The 18,365-nt window shown below is 58.7% G+C and carries 14 protein-coding genes; 3 read left to right on the plus strand and 11 right to left on the minus strand.

The features are described 5' to 3' along the window. Positions 1 to 161: 161 nt before the first annotated feature. The 9 genes from tssC to ABFV38_RS13050 form a co-directional block, all read right to left on the minus strand. Positions 162 to 1,661: a type VI secretion system contractile sheath large subunit gene (gene tssC / locus ABFV38_RS13010; RefSeq protein WP_348957396.1), complete on the minus strand. Its 1,500-nt coding sequence runs from the start codon at positions 1,659 to 1,661 to the stop codon at positions 162 to 164. A gap of 3 nt (positions 1,662 to 1,664) precedes the next feature. Then, positions 1,665 to 2,189 (minus strand): type VI secretion system contractile sheath small subunit, encoded by a 525-nt coding sequence (gene tssB / locus ABFV38_RS13015; RefSeq protein ID WP_008502644.1) that lies wholly within the window; start codon positions 2,187 to 2,189, stop codon positions 1,665 to 1,667. Positions 2,190 to 2,264: 75 nt separating this feature from the next. Beyond that, complete coding sequence (gene tssA, locus ABFV38_RS13020) at positions 2,265 to 3,281, minus strand: type VI secretion system protein TssA (RefSeq protein WP_348957397.1); 1,017 nt, start codon at positions 3,279 to 3,281, stop codon at positions 2,265 to 2,267. An 11-nt stretch (positions 3,282 to 3,292) separates the two neighbouring features. Further along, on the minus strand, positions 3,293 to 4,009 hold the full coding sequence (tagF, locus tag ABFV38_RS13025; RefSeq protein WP_045908265.1) for a type VI secretion system-associated protein TagF: 717 nt from the start codon (positions 4,007 to 4,009) through the stop codon (positions 3,293 to 3,295). A 16-nt stretch (positions 4,010 to 4,025) separates the two neighbouring features. Then, positions 4,026 to 7,646, minus strand: coding sequence for a type VI secretion system membrane subunit TssM (tssM, locus tag ABFV38_RS13030; RefSeq protein WP_348957398.1), 3,621 nt, complete (start codon positions 7,644 to 7,646; stop codon positions 4,026 to 4,028). A 3-nt stretch (positions 7,647 to 7,649) separates the two neighbouring features. After that, positions 7,650 to 8,888 (minus strand): DotU family type VI secretion system protein, encoded by a 1,239-nt coding sequence (locus ABFV38_RS13035; protein WP_045908263.1) that lies wholly within the window; start codon positions 8,886 to 8,888, stop codon positions 7,650 to 7,652. 17 nt (positions 8,889 to 8,905) lie between these two features. Next, positions 8,906 to 10,249, minus strand: coding sequence for a type VI secretion system baseplate subunit TssK (gene tssK / locus ABFV38_RS13040; RefSeq protein ID WP_348957399.1), 1,344 nt, complete (start codon positions 10,247 to 10,249; stop codon positions 8,906 to 8,908). A 28-nt stretch (positions 10,250 to 10,277) separates the two neighbouring features. Beyond that, entirely contained in the window at positions 10,278 to 10,781 is a 504-nt protein-coding gene (gene tssJ / locus ABFV38_RS13045) for a type VI secretion system lipoprotein TssJ (RefSeq protein WP_023618341.1), read from the minus strand. A gap of 23 nt (positions 10,782 to 10,804) precedes the next feature. Next, entirely contained in the window at positions 10,805 to 11,299 is a 495-nt protein-coding gene (locus ABFV38_RS13050) for a hypothetical protein (protein WP_023344390.1), read from the minus strand. 1,004 nt (positions 11,300 to 12,303) lie between these two features. On the opposite strand from ABFV38_RS13050, the gene ABFV38_RS13055 reads away from it, so the two are divergent. After that, on the plus strand, positions 12,304 to 14,592 hold the full coding sequence (locus ABFV38_RS13055) for an FdhF/YdeP family oxidoreductase (protein WP_348957400.1): 2,289 nt from the start codon (positions 12,304 to 12,306) through the stop codon (positions 14,590 to 14,592). A gap of 22 nt (positions 14,593 to 14,614) precedes the next feature. After that, positions 14,615 to 15,511 carry a LysR family transcriptional regulator gene (locus tag ABFV38_RS13060; RefSeq protein ID WP_348957401.1) on the plus strand — a complete coding sequence of 299 codons (897 nt, stop codon included), beginning with the start codon at positions 14,615 to 14,617 and terminating at the stop codon, positions 15,509 to 15,511. Here the strand turns inward: ABFV38_RS13060 and ABFV38_RS13065 are convergent. Together ABFV38_RS13065 and ABFV38_RS13070 are read right to left on the minus strand one after the other, a co-directional pair. Continuing rightward, positions 15,490 to 16,248 (minus strand): PhnD/SsuA/transferrin family substrate-binding protein, encoded by a 759-nt coding sequence (locus ABFV38_RS13065; protein ID WP_348957402.1) that lies wholly within the window; start codon positions 16,246 to 16,248, stop codon positions 15,490 to 15,492. The genes ABFV38_RS13060 and ABFV38_RS13065 overlap by 22 nt on opposite strands. After that, a complete protein-coding gene (locus ABFV38_RS13070) occupies positions 16,241 to 17,212 on the minus strand; it encodes a fatty acid desaturase (RefSeq protein ID WP_348957403.1) in 972 nt (323 codons plus the stop codon). Before ABFV38_RS13070 ends, ABFV38_RS13065 begins: the two co-directional genes overlap by 8 nt. A gap of 149 nt (positions 17,213 to 17,361) precedes the next feature. Here ABFV38_RS13070 and ABFV38_RS13075 point away from each other — a divergent pair, with 149 nt between their 5' ends. Continuing rightward, a complete protein-coding gene (locus tag ABFV38_RS13075) occupies positions 17,362 to 18,342 on the plus strand; it encodes a helix-turn-helix domain-containing protein (protein ID WP_167211231.1) in 981 nt (326 codons plus the stop codon). Positions 18,343 to 18,365 lie beyond the last annotated feature (23 nt).

The raw sequence follows: 18,365 nt of genomic DNA on the forward strand, positions 1-18,365 counted from the left end.
CTTGTTAAGGACGGCATTAACAACTTAGCCGTCTTTCTTGCCGGGTGGCGCTGTGCTTACCCGGCCTACATTGAGCAACAGTATCAATAAGTTGCACGTTTCATCGTAGGCCCGTGCAAGCGTAGCGCCGCCGGGCGAAACTCACAAAACGCACGTTGCTCTTACGCGTCTTTCGTCTTCAGCGACGGCAGTTTAGATACCAGACGCAGGGAAACGGTCAGACCTTCCAGCTGGTAGTGAGGACGCAGGAAGAACTTCGCGGCGTAGTAGCCTGGGTTGTCCTCAATCTCCTGCACCTGCACTTCCGCAGCTGCCAGCGGTTTACGGGACTTGGTCTCCTGGGAGGAGTTCGCCGGGTCACCGTCGACGTAGTTCATGACCCAGTCGTTCAGCCAGCGTTCCATCTCTTCGCGCTCACGGAAGGAGCCGATTTTGTCGCGTACAATGCACTTCAGGTAGTGAGCAAAACGGCAGCAGGCGAACAGGTACGGAAGGCGTGATGCCAGGCGCGCGTTAGCGGTCGCATCCGGGTCGTGGTACTCCGCCGGTCTTTGCAGAGACTGCGCGCCGATGAAGGCGGCAAAGTCGGAGTTTTTGCGGTGAACCAGCGGCATAAAGCCGTTTTTCGCCAGCTCGGCTTCACGACGATCGCTGATGGCGATCTCGGTCGGGCATTTCATGTCCACACCGCCGTCATCGCTCGGGAAGGTGTGACACGGCAGGTTTTCCACCGCCCCGCCGGACTCCACGCCGCGAATCGAGGTGCACCAGCCGTACTCTTTGAAGGAGCGGTTGATGTTGGCGGCCATCGCATAGGCCGCGTTCGCCCAGGAGTAGCTGTTGTGGTTCGCGCCGTCGGTCTGCTCTTCAAAGTCAAAGCTGTCCACCGGGTTGGTGCGAATACCGTACGGCAGGCGCGACAGGAAGCGCGGCATCACCAGGCCCAGATAGCGGGCATCTTCCGATTCACGTAGTGAACGCCAGGCCGCGTACTCGGTGTTCTGGAAGATCTTGGTCAGGTCGCGCGGGTTGGCCAGCTCCTGCCAGGACTCCATCTGCATCACGCCCGGTGCGGTACCGGTAATGAACGGACAGTGCGCCGCAGAACCGATGCGCGCCATTTCCCCCAGCAGCTCAACATCCTGCGGGCTGTGGTCGAAGTAGTAGTCGCCGACAATGCAGCCAAACGGCTCGCCGCCGAACTGACCGTACTCCTGCTCGTAGATCTTCTTGAAGATCGGGCTCTGGTCCCAGCCCACGCCCTTATAGCGCTTCAGGGTGCGGCCCAGCTCCTGCTTGGAGATGCTCATAAAGCGGATCTTCAGCATCTCGTCGGTTTCAGTGTTGTTCACCAGGTAGCTCAGACCGCGCCAGGCGCTCTCCAGCTTCTGAAACTCTTCGTGGTGAATGATCTGGTTCACCTGCTGCGACAGCTGCTCGTCAATACCGGCAATCAGGTTCTGAATAGTGCGGTAGGTATCGTTCGAGAAGGTGACGGTATTTTCCAGCGCCTGCTGCGCCAGGGTTTTGACCGCGCTTTCGACGGCGGAACGCGCCTGGTCGGTTTTCGGGCGGAACTCTTTGTTCAGCAGCGCGCTGAATTCATCCTGGCTGAACGCCTGACCCGCCTGCTGCTCGTGTTGTTGAGTCTGGTTGCTCATCGATTATTCCTCGCTACCTTTCGCACTTTCGTCATTTTTCGGCAACTGGCTCAGGGATTTGAGCAGCGTCGGATCCTGCAGAATTTTTGCGATCAGCTCTTCCGCACCGTTTTTACCGTCCATATAGGTCAGCAGGTTGGAGAGCTGGGTACGCGCTTCCAGCAGCTTGTTCAGCGGCTCAACCTTGCGGGCTACCGCGTCCGGCAGGAAGTCGTCCATGCTGTCGAAGGTCAGATCCACGTTGAGCTTACCTTCGCCGGTCAGGGTGTTATCCACCTGGAACGCCACACGCGGCTTCAGCGCCTTCATGCGTTCGTCAAAGTTGTCGATGTCAATTTCGAGGAATTTACGCTCGTCGACGGCCGGCAGGTTTTCCACCGGTTTGCCGACCAGATCGGCCATGACGCCCATCACAAACGGCAGCTGAATCTTACGTTCTGCACCGTAGATCTCTACGTCGTACTCGATCTGCACGCGGGGGGCACGGTTACGTGCGATGAATTTCTGCCCACTGTTACTCATTGCCATGATGTTCTCCATCAAAGATGCGCGGTGAAGGTGAAACGCCAGGCTCCATGCCTGACGTCATAATGCCTGGACGCGCTATTCGCGGCGCCCAAAGATGTTTTCCAGTTGGTTAACGCCGTCTGGCGCCAGGTCGCGAATAATGTCCATAAAGTTGAGTTCTGACAGCCGCTGCACCCGTTCAATCATCAGCGGCGCGGGGTGACTCGGTTCGTACTGTGCAAAATACTGCTTCGCTTTTTCCAGCATCAGCTGGGCGTCGGCGCGGCTGGTGACCTGCACGCTGCGCCAGTCGGTGACCGGCTGAACGGGCTGCGTTGCCGCTGATGGCTGCTCCGCCTGTGGGTCCGCCTGCGCCTCACGGTTCGGCAGCAGCTTGCTGATGTCGGTCACCTGACAGGCGCTGGCCACCAGCCCCACGGTTTTCAGCAGCTGCTCCATCTCGGGCACGCCGCTTTCACCGAGATGCCCGGTGAGCAGCTCGCGAATCGCCAGCAGCCGTTCGTTGATGACGATAACCGCTGCGGTTCCCGGCTGGTCGCCGCGGGCCAGCTCGTCAATCAGCCGTGGACGGCCGCCGGGATAGTCGGGACACTCCGTCTTACTGCCGTCCAGCAGGGCCTGGGCATCCCTGAGCGAAATTTCATCGCCGTTTGAACGCAGCAGCGAGGCGTTACGCACGGCGACGGTGAGGTCAGACTTATCGCTCAACCCTGCCAGGGCGTTAATGCGGTAGAACGGATCGGTTTCGCCATACTCTTCCAGCAGCGGATAGAGCGGCTCCCAGTAACGGGCGATCGCCTCCTGCACCAGCAGCAATCCGTCCGCGTAGCCCGCCAGCCCGCGACGGCGGGTCCAGGCATGGGTTAACGCCAGCAGGACGCGAAGATCTTTGGTGCGGGTCAGCAGGCTGGTGGCGTATTTTTCGACCGTGTTCCAGTCAGCAGGCTCCGCCGGGATAATGGTGTCGCCAAACTGCTGTTCCGCTTTTCCAAGGCTTGCCTGGTTCATCGCCTGAAAGTCGGCGTCGTACTCCAGATTTTCGCCGCAGGGCTTGTCGGGGCTTATCGGCGCGAGAAATTCTTCGATATTCATGTGATCCCTGCTTATTCAAACATAGGCGGATAGAGACCGTGACGGCCCGGACGGGCCCCCCCTGCCGGATCGAACAGCAGGGTGAAAAGCTGCCCGGTGAAGTTACCGCTGTGAACGTGGGTGTACAGCGGGTAACCGTCGCAGCGGTTGGTCCACCAGTAGCTGGTCTGACGCAGCGGATCAAAACACTCTGCCGCCTGCGGCCAGCCCAGCGTGCTCTGACCGTCCTCGTCATAGCCAATCACATCCAGGATGTCGGAGCGCTTTTGCGGCTCGACCGGCTGCGGCGCCGGAATGGTCATCAACATCTCATCCAGCTGCGAGGCGGAAAAACTGTTGCGCACCGCGTGCAGCCCCAGGCGCCCAATCTGCTGATACCAGCTTTCGGCCTGGCTGAGCAGGCTGGTCGACCATTCGGACGGCGCGAAGCTCAGCTGAAGGCAAACCGGATATTGTCGGCCAACGCTGTCGCGGCCGGGCAGCAGACAGCCCATCTGGATCATCTGGCTGCCCAGCATGGGCGGTACCACAAAATTCCAGACTGGCGCTTTCTGAAACGGGCGCTCGCCGCTGCGCTGCTCTTCCTGCTGCCAGGCCAGCAGACCGACCTGGAACCAGTGCGACCACTGGCGCTGTAAGGTGTCAGGAAAGCGACGCTGCAAAAAATCTCCGGCGCTGGGTAACTTGCCATACCAGCTGTAGCGGTTCATCGCAGGGGTATTCGTCATACGGCTGTCCTTGCGGTTATGGGCATGAGAAACGGGGAAGCTGGAACGGGTTACGAATGCTGTTCGGCGCAAACTCCAGCGTGACCTGATGTCCGTCGACGTTGAAGGTGGCCTGACGGCTCAGGCTACCCGAGCCCGGACTGGTGCTCGCTTTATCGAAAAAGCGGTTCAGCGCCCAGGCGCCGTTGGTGACCAGCGTCGCCGTACTGCCGTTCGCCAGCCCCAGCTGCATACGGACCTGGTTGGTGCCGCCCGGCCCCGGCCAGTTCATGATCTGCACGGCCTGCGGGCCGTGGCTGTAGCGCAGCAGCTGACCGTCAACGTCCAGGGTCAGGTTCAGAATGGTGTTATCCATTCGCACGGTGCGAACCGTCACCTTGAAAGACGGCGTGGTTGCGCCGTTAGCAAAGAAGGCGTCGCGAATCGACTGGGCCTGCTGGAACGGCCTCAGCAGCCCTTCACTTCCCGGCAGCGTTTTCCCGTCAATGCCCGGCATAAAGCGCCAGTTGGCCTGCGTGGTATCCACCTTGTTGGTCAGATTGTCGCGGAAGAATGCGTCCATCAGCCCGGTTCCCGGCGCAAACATGCGCGCGAGATCGTCCGGCGTCACCTCGGTGCTGGCGCTGCGCACCAGCGGGTAGCGACCGGCAATTGCCTGGCGGCAAAATCCGCCCACTTCAACGTTAATGCGCTTACGTACGTTTTCCAGGTCACGGCGCTGGGTGTCGCTGCTGGCGCCTACCGCCATGTTGCTGAACATGGTTTGCAGCCCGCCTGGCAGACGACCGGCGCTGGCCTGCAGACGGCTGATCGCCTCCCCGCCCGGCGCAGGCATGCCGCTGTTGGCCGCATCCTGCACGGCGGTCAGGTAGCGATAGAGTTCATCCACCTGCTTGAGAAAATCATCAAACACGATGGTCTTCCCGCCCTTCTCCAGCGGCTGCGCCAGCTCAATCATCGGCGCATAGTGGTCGGTCACCAGCTGTTCCGGTGCCTGCGTGACCACCGCGGCCTGCGTCGGTGCTGCGTCGTTGTTGCTGAACAGGGCTTCCAGCGTACGGGTGGCGCGGTTGCTTTGATCCTGCGCTTTACCCGCATCTTCTGGCGCTGGCGCATTGCGTGACAGCGTCAGGACCTGGCTCAGGTTCTGCACCAGACGGCGCAGCGGTGAGTTGGCGCCGGAGAGCAGGCGCGCGGTGTTGATGCGCTGGGAAAGGTCGGCGCTGTTATTGAGCTGGATGTCGGCGAGGAAGCGATCCCAGTTGGCGATAAAGTCGCGCATATAAAGCTGACGCACGGCGTTATCGATCTGCTGCTTATCCTCCTGCGCGGTGGCGGCCCCCAGCACCCAGGCGTCGTCCTCGTGCAGGGCGGAGGTAACGCTGTCAATCTGTCCGTTAAAGCTTTTCCAGTAGCCGTCCGGCGTATAGAGACCCGGTACGCCCTCGCTCACCGGCTTGCCGCTTTTGCGCGAAAACACCAGCTCGCTCTGCGGTCCGCCGAGGTCGGAAAGGGAAACCGGCTTCAGGTTGTCATCATGTTCCAGCAGGCGCTTGAGGCGGCCATAGACGCGCGTGGAAAGCGGCTGCTGGTTGATCATCGCTCTTTCGCGTGCGACCAGGGATTCGTCCTGCGCGTACGGCGAGGCCTGAATTTTCGGTTCCAGCAGCTGCGTCAGATGCCATTCAAGCTGCTGCAGCTGCGCCTTCGTGACGTTCTGCGGCAGGTTACGCTGCAGGTTGAGCATTACCCATGAATGCAGGAATTTGCCATCATAGTGTTTCGGCTGATACAGCATCTGATAGGCTTTCAGCGCTTCATAGCTGTATTCCACATCGCTGCCGTTGTCGTTGCGCAGCCAGGTGGTGATGTGCATGGCAACGGCAGGCAGCAGCATCTGATCCAGCGCTTTCTGGTACAGGGACTGGGAGGCGTCGCTGACGTCATCCCCGCGATAAAGCCCCATGCGGCGGGAGATCGGCGGATCGTTCACATCAAAGGCGTCGCTTTTCGGCAGATCCACCAGGCTATTCAGCAGCGGCAGCAGTTCGAACAGGTCACGCTGAGTCTGGTTCTGTAAGGCTTTGCTCTGCTGGTCAAGTAGGGGCACCTTCGCATCCACCTCTTCCAGGTAGGCCTTGTTTTTGGCATAGCTGGTGAGCCACAGCCCGCCCAGGATCGCGAGCAGAGCCAGCAGCGCCGCATAGCCTGACCAGATCACCGCCCGGTTGCGCAGCTCCCACCAGCGGTTTTCCCCGGCGATCCCGGCTTCCTGGAAGATGACGTTTTGCAGCAGGTTCTTGATAAAGAAACTCTGGCCTTTTGCGCCCGGGATTGGCGCTTCTTTGCTGACCGAATCCCAGTTATCGCTCTCTGCCCCTTCCGGCAGCGACAGGGCGCGGTTCAGTTCGCCCATCACGCGGTCGAACGGCATGCCTTCCTGCGTCCCGCTGGCGAAGTAGATCCCGCGCGGGGAGAATTCGGTTTCGAAGTTCGAGCGGGCGAAAACGGTGCTCAGGTAATCCGCCAGCAGCGGACGCAGCGCGGCGAACTCCTGCGGGAAGAGATACGCTTCTGCGCGGGTTTTCGCGTCATGCTCTTTAAGCATGGTTTCCGGCAGCCCGGCGTCGAGGCGCTGCTGCAGCAGAGAAAACTCCTGCTGGAAGTTGCCCATCAGGTCGTAATCGGCGTGTTTAGTTTGTTCCCACGGCAGCGTGAAGCCCCAGATCTGATCGCGCTGCGCTTTGTCGTAGTCGGCAAACCAGGCGCGGAAGCCTTTAAGCAGGTCGGCCTTGGTCACCATCACGTAGACCGGGAAGCGGATACCCAGCTGTTCATGCAGCTCGGACAGACGCTGACGCAGGTTTACCGCCTGCTGGCGGGACGCCTCGGCTGACTGGGTGAGCAGGTCAGAAATGCTGATGGTAACGATCACGCCGTTGATCGGCTGGCGGCGGCGATACTTACGCAGTAACCCCATAAACTGCAGCCATTCCCCGGCGTCCTGCACCTGCTCGCTCTCCTGGGTGGTATAGCGACCCGCGGTGTCCAGCAGCACGGCCTCGTTGGTGAACCACCAGTCGCAGTTACGCGTGCCGCCAATACCCCGCAGGGCGGTCTTACCGAAACGGTCGGCCAGCGGGAACTGCAGCCCGGAGTTGACCAGCGCCGTGGTTTTACCGGATCCCGGCGCGCCGATAATGACGTACCACGGCAGCTGGTAGAGGTACTGCGTGCTGAAGCGCTGCGTCCACTGGGCGCCCTGTCCCGCCTTGCTGAAGTGCGCTTTTTTCAGCATCTGCGCGGCTTCATCAAAACGGCTGGCGAGGATCTGCTCCTCGCTGTTCAGTCGCTTCTGCGGATCCGCCGCTTCCGGGCTGGCGGTATTCTCTTTGAGCTTATCCATCAGCTTGCGGTTCAGCCAGGCGTTGTACAGGCGCGGCAGAATATGGCCCTGCGCCCAGAGCAGGTAGACCACGGCAATGCTGATGATGCGGTTCTGTTCCGATTCAAGCGGTCGGGTGTCCACGATGGACAGCAGCGGTCCAATCATCCAGATCACCGCCGCCAGCGCCGTGACGCCGAGGAAGCTCCACAGAATGCGGTTAGTCAGTATGGAAAGAAGAGTCGTCAGCATTCCTTAGTTTCCTTGCGGCAATCCGTTCAGCTCGGCCTGGGTATTTTCAGGCGACACCAGCAGAGTAATTTCCACACGGCGGTTACGGGCGCGGTTTTCAGGCGTCGTGTTCGGCGCCACCGGGTTAATCTCGCCCCGCCCTTCCGCTTTCACGCGGCCAGGCTGAGAGAGGCTTCCCTGCAGCATTTTCTGTACCGAGCGGGCGCGTTCCAGAGAGAGTTCATAGTTAGAGGCAAAGCGCGCGCTGCGGATCGGCACGTTGTCGCTGTAGCCCACCACCAGAATTTTGCCGCTCACGTTATTCATCGCCTGCGCGATGCGGTGGATGACCGGTTCATAGCGGTCACGCACGACGGTCGAGGCAGAGGCAAACAGCCCGTCGCCTTTCAGGATAACCACACTGCGATCCGCTTCATCTTTCACCGCGACGAGGCCAGCCTCGATTTCCGGTTTCAGGAAGCCGCGCAGGTTCAGCACCGCCGGAAGCTGACGCGCCGGCTGCTGAATAGTGGTTTCCGGCAGCTGGGACTGGTAAATCTTCGCCAGCACCGGGTTGGTGCTGTCGCCAAGACGCCAGTTAAGCACGATATAAAACAGGCAGGCGATAAACCCGGCCAGCGCCACGCAGGCCCACAGGGGGACCATGGGCCGCCAGAGCTTGCGCAGCACCGGACGATCTTCCGGATGAGGAGAAAGCGGCGGCGGATAGCTGCCGCGCACGCCGCGGATCATCTGCCACAGCCGCTGCTTGATGGTCTCAAGCTGGGTGCGGCCATTGTCCAGCACCCGATAGCGCCCTTCGAAGCCGAGCAGCAGACAGTAGTTGATCATCTCCAGCAGCAGAATGTGCTCGCGCGGGTTTTGCGACAGGCGCGCCAGCAGCTGGAAAAACTTCTCGCCGCCCCAGGTTTCGTTATGGAACGTCACCAGCAGGCCATTGCTTGACCAGACCCCGCTGCTGCCCCAGGGGGTGAGCGCGGCAGCCTCATCGAGCGCCGTACACAGGCAGTAGCGTGCCCCGACGATCACTTCGTAGGGCAGCCCCGCCTGCTGGCAACGGACTTCGAAACGGCGAATTTCATCGATCAGGCGCTGGCGTAGCGCCACCTGATCGTCATGCGATACCGAATGACGGATCTGCGGAATCGCATTGAGCAGCGGATTGGCGGCCGCCACCAGCTGATTGTTGCTACTGGCCCCGGTGAACGCGGCATCGCTGCCGGTATCCTGTCGTTCCTGCATATTTAGCGCTCGCTTTATTATTCTGTCGGGTTACGGATGGCCCAAAACTCCATATCCAGCCCCGGGAACTCCCCTGCAAGGTGCAGGGCGAATGCGCCGGACTTATCCATCTCGTGCCACAGCTCGCTGCCCTTCTCGAGCTCGAAGTAGCTGTAGCCGGCATGCCACGGAATCTGCGGCGGTGCGACCGGCATGGCGCGCAGCATAATGCCCGGCAGCTGAAGCTGAACCAGATCGCGGATTTTCGACACCGGTGCGACCTTCATCTGCGCCGGGAAATGGGTTTGCAGGTGTTCGCCCGGCACATTGGCTTTGACCGCCAGCACGAAGCCGAACTCACGCACCATGCTGGTTTCAGGCACCGTGGCGATGTTGAGGCCGTGAGAGCGTTCGTTAAGTGGCAACTGGATCGCATGGTCTTCCATCACCAGCGACAGCCCCTGACGCAGCATCAGCATCAGCTTGCTGAAGCAGTTTGCCAGATCGTCATGATCGTAAATCGGCAGCACGCTTTCAGCGGTTCGCTGCGATGTCCAGGTGGCAAGTTCGGTCGCGAACGGCAGCCAGCTGCGCCAGAGCGTTTCCGGGTGCAGCAGCGGAAGGGTTTTTAAATGAGACACCTCGCCAAGGTGACGGTTAACCAGCGACAGCAGCGTGAACTCAATCAGTTCAGAGGTGTTAAAGCGGCCGGGCTGGCGCAAACGGCCGCCAATTTGCTGGCTGCGCTGCACCAGCAAGCCGTGCAGATCGTTGATCATGCTGTAGATCTGCGGGCTGTTATTGGCATTCAGCATCGGCGGGATGTAGCTGTTGTCGAGCCGTACGTGGTTGTCGTTACGCTTTTCGGTCACAAACGCCACGCCGATGGCGGTCCACTCTGCCGTGAGGTCTTTTTCGAGCATCAGGGTCAGACGCAGGCGGCCAAACTGGACGGTGGCATCCCCCACCGACATGGCGTTATCGTCTTCCACCTCTTGCTCAAACGCGATAAAGCGCGCCAGCGAGGCTGGCTCTTCGCTGAAAATCACCTCTTCTCTCTCACCCCGACGAACCGGCAGTGCGAGCACCACTTTTTCGTTGGTGAGATTGTCAGGAATTTTCAACGGTACAGGACCGTTGCGCCCGTTACGGACCTGGAAAAAGGTGCCGTCCGGCAGCAGCCCACTGCAGTAGCTCAGGGCTATGCATCCCTGACGAAGCATCGCTTCATCCAGTTCAACGTCGAGAAAGCCCCAGAGATACGATCGCTGCAGCGCGCCCCATTCACGAACATGGTTGAGCAGATAGCTTTCAGTCCGCTGAAAATGGTGTGGACGCAGGAACATGCCTTCGGTCCAGACGACCTTTTCTGCTTTCGTCATGATGATGTGTTTCCTGTTTTGAAGCGCGTTACTGGCTGATGACCCGAATGCCGTTCACGTCGAGAAAAACGTTGGCCTGAAGTTCATCTGCGGACCATTTCCAGAACTGGTAGATATGATTTTCGCCAGGCACGGGCAGAGGGAGTGAAACGCGCCATTTTTTGCCATCCAGCACCTGATACTCCGCCATCACGCCGATGTAGCGAGCCTCCGGCGAGCTTTGCCCGCTGAGGGTTTTTGACAGCTGTCCCGGCATCAGGAAGAACACATCGCTGTTCAGCAGATTCGCGCCAAGCGTAGCTGACGCGTTGTTCTGCAGGGAGTAGAAGTCGCTGGACATGAAATCCGCATCGGATTTCAGCAACAGTACCCGGACCTTAAGCGGCGCAGATTCATTGATTTGTGGATGAGCCTGAAACTGCAGATTGTAGCGGGAGGGGTCGCTGTGTGAAGACGACGTACAACCACTGACCAGCGCGAAAATCATCGCGTAAAAGGGTAACCACAGCTTATGAAAATTTTTATTATTCATAAAAATGCGCTCATGAAAGCCGTTTAGTTCAGGATCCAGGTACCGTTAGCGCTGTCTTTGCAGGCTTTGCTGTTACCGTCGACATCAACACAGGTCGCTTTTTTACGCGCCTTTGGACGAATAGCCTGTTTACGCACGGTGGCTTCGTACTGGTCGGCCTTGATAACAGCGCGCATCGGAACGTAACCAATCAGCTGTTCGTTACCTTCATCGGCAAGCGCCATCCAGTAGTGTTCAACCTGCCCCAGTACCACGTACGTTTTTCCGGTCTCGAGAGTGCGGATAACTTTACCGCCAAAGTCAGGACGGCTCATCAGGGAGGCCGGATACATGGCACGATACGGCTCGTTAACCGGGTTGAACTCCGTCGGCGCCGTCACAGCGTGACGGTGGGTTAAGGTGACGCCGTTGACCTGGCTGGTCTCGATCGTATCGTCGTTGATCACAGGTTTCTGCGGTGCTTTACAGCCCGCCACCGCCATTACAAACAGAAGTGAAAACAGTACGCGCATTTTCATATGCTTTTCCGTAGCGATATTTCGATGATGGAGATAAGGGGATGAAGTTTGACTTAAGTGCTATTGTTAAAATAGCCAGGATATTTTCGGGGCGTTACTACTTTAAGGGCATAGCTACCGCACGAGCCTTTCAGAATAAGGCCCAGTGTCTTCCTGACATATTTTGACAAACGGTAAACAAGTTTACATGAGCTTCGTATCAATTCAATATTTACCGCCGCGTAACTGTTGGTAAATGAAGCAGTCGGAAAATTATAGGATTAATCCTATGATAAAAAACGTTATGGCCCACCCTTTCTTATTTCTTCACCACAAAACGACATAACTTTATGTTTTATATATTAAAAAACACAAAGGAGAACCACTTTCATTAACGCAATCACGCTATTATCGCCACTACCATAATTAGTAGAATTCGCGTTTTTTTGATGTCAAAGGAATATATCTCTGATGAATTATTTGTTGCACTAACAGGGTATCTTTAATATTGAAGACGCTTCATCGCCTGGGTGAGAATATTTCACTTATGCAGCAAGATGTTAATTTCATGCCGCAAAAAAAGCGTATATTTTCGGCCGTAATAATTCCACTGTCAGGTATACCTTATATCTATTATTCATTAAGCGTGAGTAAACCTTCCTGCCATTCTCTCAATTGAAAAATGCCTCGAGCAGCCCACCAGCCGCGAATCGCGGCGATATCCCCAGCGCATCAGCTTCATTCGAAGTTTTACTGGCGCTACATACTTTCCTGCTCACCGCCATCTATCTCGCCTACCGGACGATAGATAAGATTTATTATTAAAATGATAAAAATTCGTTATAATTTCTTTAAATATTTAAACACCAGACCAGATAAATTACTGTAATAAAAAGAGTTTGCGTTAAGGCACTTTTCCGTTCCGTATGTGCGTTGCCATTCGGTCGTCATTGCTTTCACCTATTGCTCTCGTCAGTGATTTTTTGAGCTCAGGCGTTGTGTGATCGAACAAATCAGGAGTGGGTATGAACAAGAAAAGACGCTCGGTGCCAGGCATCAGACACTATGACGGCCCTGCCGGCGGCTGGGGCGCATTGAAAGCAACGGCCATTGCGGTACGCACCCAAATGGATACCCTTGACGCCCCCGCGACGCTGCTGCGCACCAACCAACCTGACGGCTTCGACTGCCCGGGCTGCGCGTGGCCTGATAAAGAACACAAATCGACGTTCCAGTTCTGCGAAAACGGCGCCAAAGCGGTGACCTGGGAAGCAACCAGCAAACGCGTCACCCCCGCGTTTCTGGCCGAAAACAGCGTCTCCTCGCTGCTGGCAAAATCGGACTTTGAGCTGGAAGGCTACGGTCGGCTCACGCACCCCCTGCGCTATGATCGGGCGAGTGACACCTTCCGCCCCGTCGACTGGGACGCGGCGTTTCAACGCATCGGCGAAGTATTGCGCGGGCTCGAGCCGGACCAGGTCGAGTTCTATACCTCCGGACGCGCCTCTAACGAAGCGGCTTATCTGTTCCAGCTGTTTGCTCGCGAATACGGCACCAACAACTTCCCCGACTGCTCGAATATGTGTCACGAGGCCACCAGCGTCGGTTTGCCCCGTTCGATCGGGATTGGGAAAGGGACCGTCTCGCTGGATGACTTTGATAAGACTGAACTGGTGATCTCCATCGGCCATAACCCCGGCACTAACCATCCGCGCATGATGGGGACCCTCCACGAGCTGGCCCGCCGCAACGTGCCGATTATCGTCTTTAACCCGCTGCGCGAGCGCGCTCTGGAACGTTTTGCGGATCCGCAGAGCGTAATTGAAATGGCGACCTATAGCTCCACGGATATCGCCTCGACCTATTTCCAGGTGAAGGCCGGAGGCGATGCCGCCGCGCTGAAAGGGATTGCCAAACACTTGCTGGAAATGGAGGCCGAACGCGGGGACGTGCTCGATCGCGCGTTTATTGCCGAACACACCCAGGGCTTTGAGGACTTTGCCGACGATATCGCACACACCCGCTGGGACGACATTGAGCGCGAGTCGGGTCTGAGCCAGGCGGCGCTCAAACAGGTGGCTGAGGCCTATGCGAAATCGAATGCCACCATCATTACCTACGGGATGGGCATTACCCAGCACAATAAAGGGACGGCTAACGTCCGCCTGATCGCTGACGTGCTGCTGATGCGCGGGAATATCGGCAAGCCCGGCGCGGGAATATGCCCGCTGCGCGGTCACTCAAACGTGCAGGGGAACCGTACCGTCGGGATTAGCGAGAAGCCCACGCCAGCCTTCCTGAACAGTCTGAAGGAGGTTTTCGGCTTTGAGCCACCGTCTCACCACGGCCATGACGCGGTGCAGGCCACGCAGGCGATGATCGACGGCCGCGCAAAAGCGCTCATTTGCCTCGGCGGTAATTTTGCGGTGGCGATGCCCGATCATGAACGCGGCTTTCCGGCCATGGGCTCCCTCGATTTGAGCGTTCACGTCGGGACCAAGTTGAACCGTACCCATCTGCTGGTGGGCAAAGAGACCTTTATTTTCCCGTGTCTTGGCCGTACCGAGCTGGATATTCAGGCCACCGGCCGCCAGTCCATTACCGTCGAAGACTCGATGTCGATGGTCCATGCCTCATCCGGCAAGCTAAAACCCGCTTCGCCTTTACTCCGCTCGGAACCCGCTATCGTCGCGGGCATGGCGAAAGCCACCCTGCCGGATACCCGCGTGGACTGGATGACGCTGGTTGAGGATTACGACCAGATCCGCGATCTGATCGAGCAGACCATTCCGGGCTTTGAGAACTATAACGCGCGGATCCGCGTTCCCGGCGGCTTCCGTATGCCGCTGCCGCCAACGCAACGTCTCTGGCCAACGGCGACGGGAAAAGCGATGTTCTCGGTCTTCGACGGCGTACATGAGAACGCCAGCGGTGAAGGTGAGCACGTTCTGCGCCTGATCACGCTGCGCAGCCACGACCAGTACAACACCACCATTTACGCGCTGGATGACCGCTACCGTGGCGTGTTTGGCCGTCGCGACGTGCTGTTTATGAACGAAGACGATATGGCGCAGTCAGGGCTGGAACACGGCGACCGCGTGGATATCGAAACCGCCCTGCCCGGCAACGGACAGCGTCTGGAAGACATTACCGTGGTGGCGTACAACATCGCGCCGGGGACCGTCGGGGCCTATTATCCGGAGGCCAACGTGCTGGTACCGCTTGATTATCTGGATAAGGACAGCGGTACGCCGTCGTATAAATCCGTTCCGGTTCGCATCACCCTGCGCTCAAAAGAGATCCGCATGCTGTAAGGCTGTTCGCGCAAAGAAAAAGATGGATATTAAACAGTTAAAATATTTAATCGCACTCGACGAGACCCGCCATTTTGGCAAGGCGGCCTCGCAGTGCAACATCACCCAGCCGACCCTCTCCATGCGCATCCGCAGCCTGGAAGAGGAGCTGGGGCTGGTGCTGATTGTGCGCGGGCAGCGCTTTGAAGGGTTTACGCCGGAGGGTGAACGCATCCTCGCATGGGCCCGCGCGCTGCTGGCCGCGCATGACGGGCTACAGGCGGAAGCCGCGCTGTGCAAAGGCCAGGTGGTGGGTGAACTCCGTCTGGGGATGGTGCCGCTGGCGAGTGTGGATCCGATGATCTTTATTCGCCTGCTGACGCAAAAATACCCGGAGCTGACCTATAGCCTCTATTCCATGTCCTCCGCGCAGATTGCCGACGGCGTCAGCCGCAATCAGCTTGAGCTGGGGATTTGCTATCTCAACAGCATCGACACCAGCCAGTTCGATATTATCCAGCTTCCCAAAACGAAGATGGGCCTGCTGCATGACGTCCGCCATTTCCAGCTCGGCCAGGAGAGATTGACCTGGCGCGACCTGACGGATTTTCCGCTGGGGTTCCTGACCAAAGGGATGCATTACCGGGCGCATATGGAGGCCAGCTTTCAGTCTGCTGGCATTGAACCGAGGTCCGTTTTCGAGAGCGACACCACGTTCCAGATCATTCAGGCGGTGCAAAGCGGCGTATGCTGCGCCGTGATGCCGCTGAACAACGGACTGGAAGATCTGAACAGCCATTTCAGGATTGTCCCCATCGCCGATGCGAACATTGAGGCCCCTGTCGGCCTGATTATGCGCAGGCAAAAACCGGTCTCCTCGCTGGCGCTGCGTTGCTTTACCGACGCGCAGGAGATTTATCACGCCAGCAATGAGGCGTAGGCCTGACGCGTCACGACGCTAAACCCCTCAATCAGTACCGCGTCGCAAACGGCCCGGTGTTCCGGCAAACTCACCAGCGCGTGGAGCGCATCGCGAAGGGCGTTCAGGGTGTCAGGCGAAGTGTGGGGCGAGGTAATGAGCGGCAGCCCTGGCGTCAGCGGGGTACGGTCAATGACAGCCAGCCCCGTCAGACCTTCCGGTTCGTGACGCTGCAGCAGTGCCCAGGTGACACAGTCGATGGCCGCGATATCCCCTGCTCCGCGTTTGACATCCTTCAGCGACTGGCGATGGCTGCCGCTAAAGGACGTTTGCGCGAAAAACGGACCGTCCGCCGCCAGAGGCGCTACTTTTTTTCGCAGCGCATTGTAGCCGGACTGCGAGTCCGCAGAGTTACAGACCGCCCGTCGGCCGCGAAAATCCGCCAGCGTGAGATGCCGATCCGCCTCGCGCACTACCAGAAAGCTGCGGTACTGGATCCCTTCGCAGCCCGTGGCCGCGTAGTGAAAACAGCCGACAACTTGCACGTCCGGAAGTTGCGTGACCAGCGGGTAACCGCAGGTCTGGCTGAGGATAAGCCCGGGCTGTTGCCAGTGCGTGAGCAGATCGGACTCCGGCCCGTCGGGGACATCATCGACGGGCACACCGCGTGCGGCCAGCAGCCCCTTTACCGCCAGCCAGAGCGCACGCGTGTCGGCGCGATCCACCGCATACATGGGAAACGCCAGCAGGTTACTCATACCCTTCTCCCTGTTGCTTTCCGGGGTGAACGGTGACGTCGACGGGACTGAGCCAGAACCGGCGCAGCCATTCACCGTAGCCCCTGACCAGAAAACCGCGGTTTCGCTCCCGGTACGCCTCCCGGTTTTGCTGGTAGATCGCCTTCAGTCCGTACCATGGCACGCCCGGTAGATCATGATGTACTGAATGATAGTTGAGATTCAAAAACAGTATCCGCCAGAACAGCCCGGCCTCGTTAATGACGGAGCGCGCCAGCGGATCGTCCGCCGCACGATGTTCGAAAAACGATCGTACCTTGGTCAGCGCCAGCGCCGGATAACTGACCGCCAGCACAAACCAGACGGGTGAAAAACCAACGTCCGTCATCCAGGCGAAGAGTGCCGCCAGCAGCGTAATGTGAACCAGCCACATCGTCATCGCCCGCAGGTGAAGATGACGAAACGCCGCCACGGCGTTGCCCAGCGTCTGAACGATATCCAGCAGCGGCGCCAGCAGAAGCCGCCCGGCAAAGGTATTACGGGCCCGGATCAGGCGCTTCTGCCAGGGGGAAAAGCGCGCCCAGCTTGCCTCGGTAAAATAGTACGACTCCGGGTCATCCACCGGATGGGTCAGGCTATCGTACCGATGGTGGGCCAGATGGGAATCCCGGTACAGGCCGTACGGGTACCAGACCGCCAGCGGGAGCGTGCCGAACAGCTGGTTAAGCCAGGCAAAACGGGTGGGATGCCCGTGGATCAGCTCATGCTGCAACGACATGTACCAGGCGGTAAACCCGATGAGCAGCAGCGTGGCGGGCAGCAGGCCGAGCGTTTGCCAGAACGCCAGCGTGGCAAACCAGCCCGCATAAATCGTGAACATTAACAGCCAGGTGGGCAGTTCGCTTCGCCACAAGAAACCCGACGCGAGGCGGTGGATTTGATTGCGTTGTTGTGGATGTAAATAGAGGGAGCTTCGTTTACCCATTCCTTCAGACGCCGTTTCGCCAGAGACAGAGCCCTGAAGATCGGGGATAACGCCTGAAATAACAAAGAACTTAAATCGCTTTGCTTTGCCAGAAACACAGAGCGCACGCGTCGCTTGACTTATTCTGTATTAAAGGTACTTTTCAGGACATGAAGAAGATCCTGATTATCGTTCCCGACGGCGGCATGCTGTTTGAAGCCGCCGGTATCGCCGACATTCTGATGCAGGCCAACCGGCTGCATCCGGAAGGGCTTGCGCAGCCCCGCTACCGGATTATCATCGCCACCACGCAGCCTCACCAGGTGATCCACGGCCAGTCCGGTCTGAACCTGCTGGCGGACTATCGGCTTCCGGAGCTGGATCCGCGCGAACCGCTGGACACCATTATCATCACCGGACGCGGTATGAACGAGCAGGAGAGCACCGCCGTAGTCGACTGGCTGCACCTCGCTGCGCCGCACGCCCGGCGGATCGCCTCTATCTGCGGCGGCGCGATGCTGCTGGCCCAGACCGGCTTGCTGGACGGTCGTCGCGCCACCACCCACTGGCGGCTGCTGGAGACCATGCAAACCCTATATCCGGCTATCACCGTCGAAGGCGGCCCACTCTACATTCAGGACGGCCCCATCTGGACCTCTGGCGGCGTGAGTTCCGGGTTCGACCTGACCCTGGCGCTGGTGGAGGACGACTACGGATTTACCCTCGCCCGCGACGTGGCGCAGGATATGGTGATGTATCTGCGACGTCCCGGCGGACAGCTGCAGTTCAGCCGCTACAGCCTGCAGCAGCCCGGCACAGCAGGGCCGATAGGCGAGGTGCAAAGCTGGATCCTGCAGAATCTCACCGCCGATCTGTGCGTGGAGAACCTGGCCGAGAAAGCGGCGATGAGCCCGCGTAACTTCACCCGCGTGTTTACCCGCGAGGCCGGGGTCTCGCCTGCCCGCTACGTGACCGAAGCGCGTCTGGCCGCCGCCCGCCAGCTGCTTGAACAGACCCGCGATCCCCTTGAGCGCGTTGCTGAGCAAAGCGGCTTTGGTACCAGCATTAACTTGCGCCGCATCTTTGAGAAACAGCTTCACCTCACGCCCGGCGAATACCGCCAGCGCTTTCACTGCCGCAAGATGGCGTAATCTGATCCTTTTTTGTCGTTTAC

Source organism: Enterobacter cloacae complex sp. Mu1197 (assembly GCF_040059225.1).
Taxonomy (GTDB): Bacteria; Pseudomonadota; Gammaproteobacteria; order Enterobacterales; family Enterobacteriaceae; genus Enterobacter; species Enterobacter quasiroggenkampii.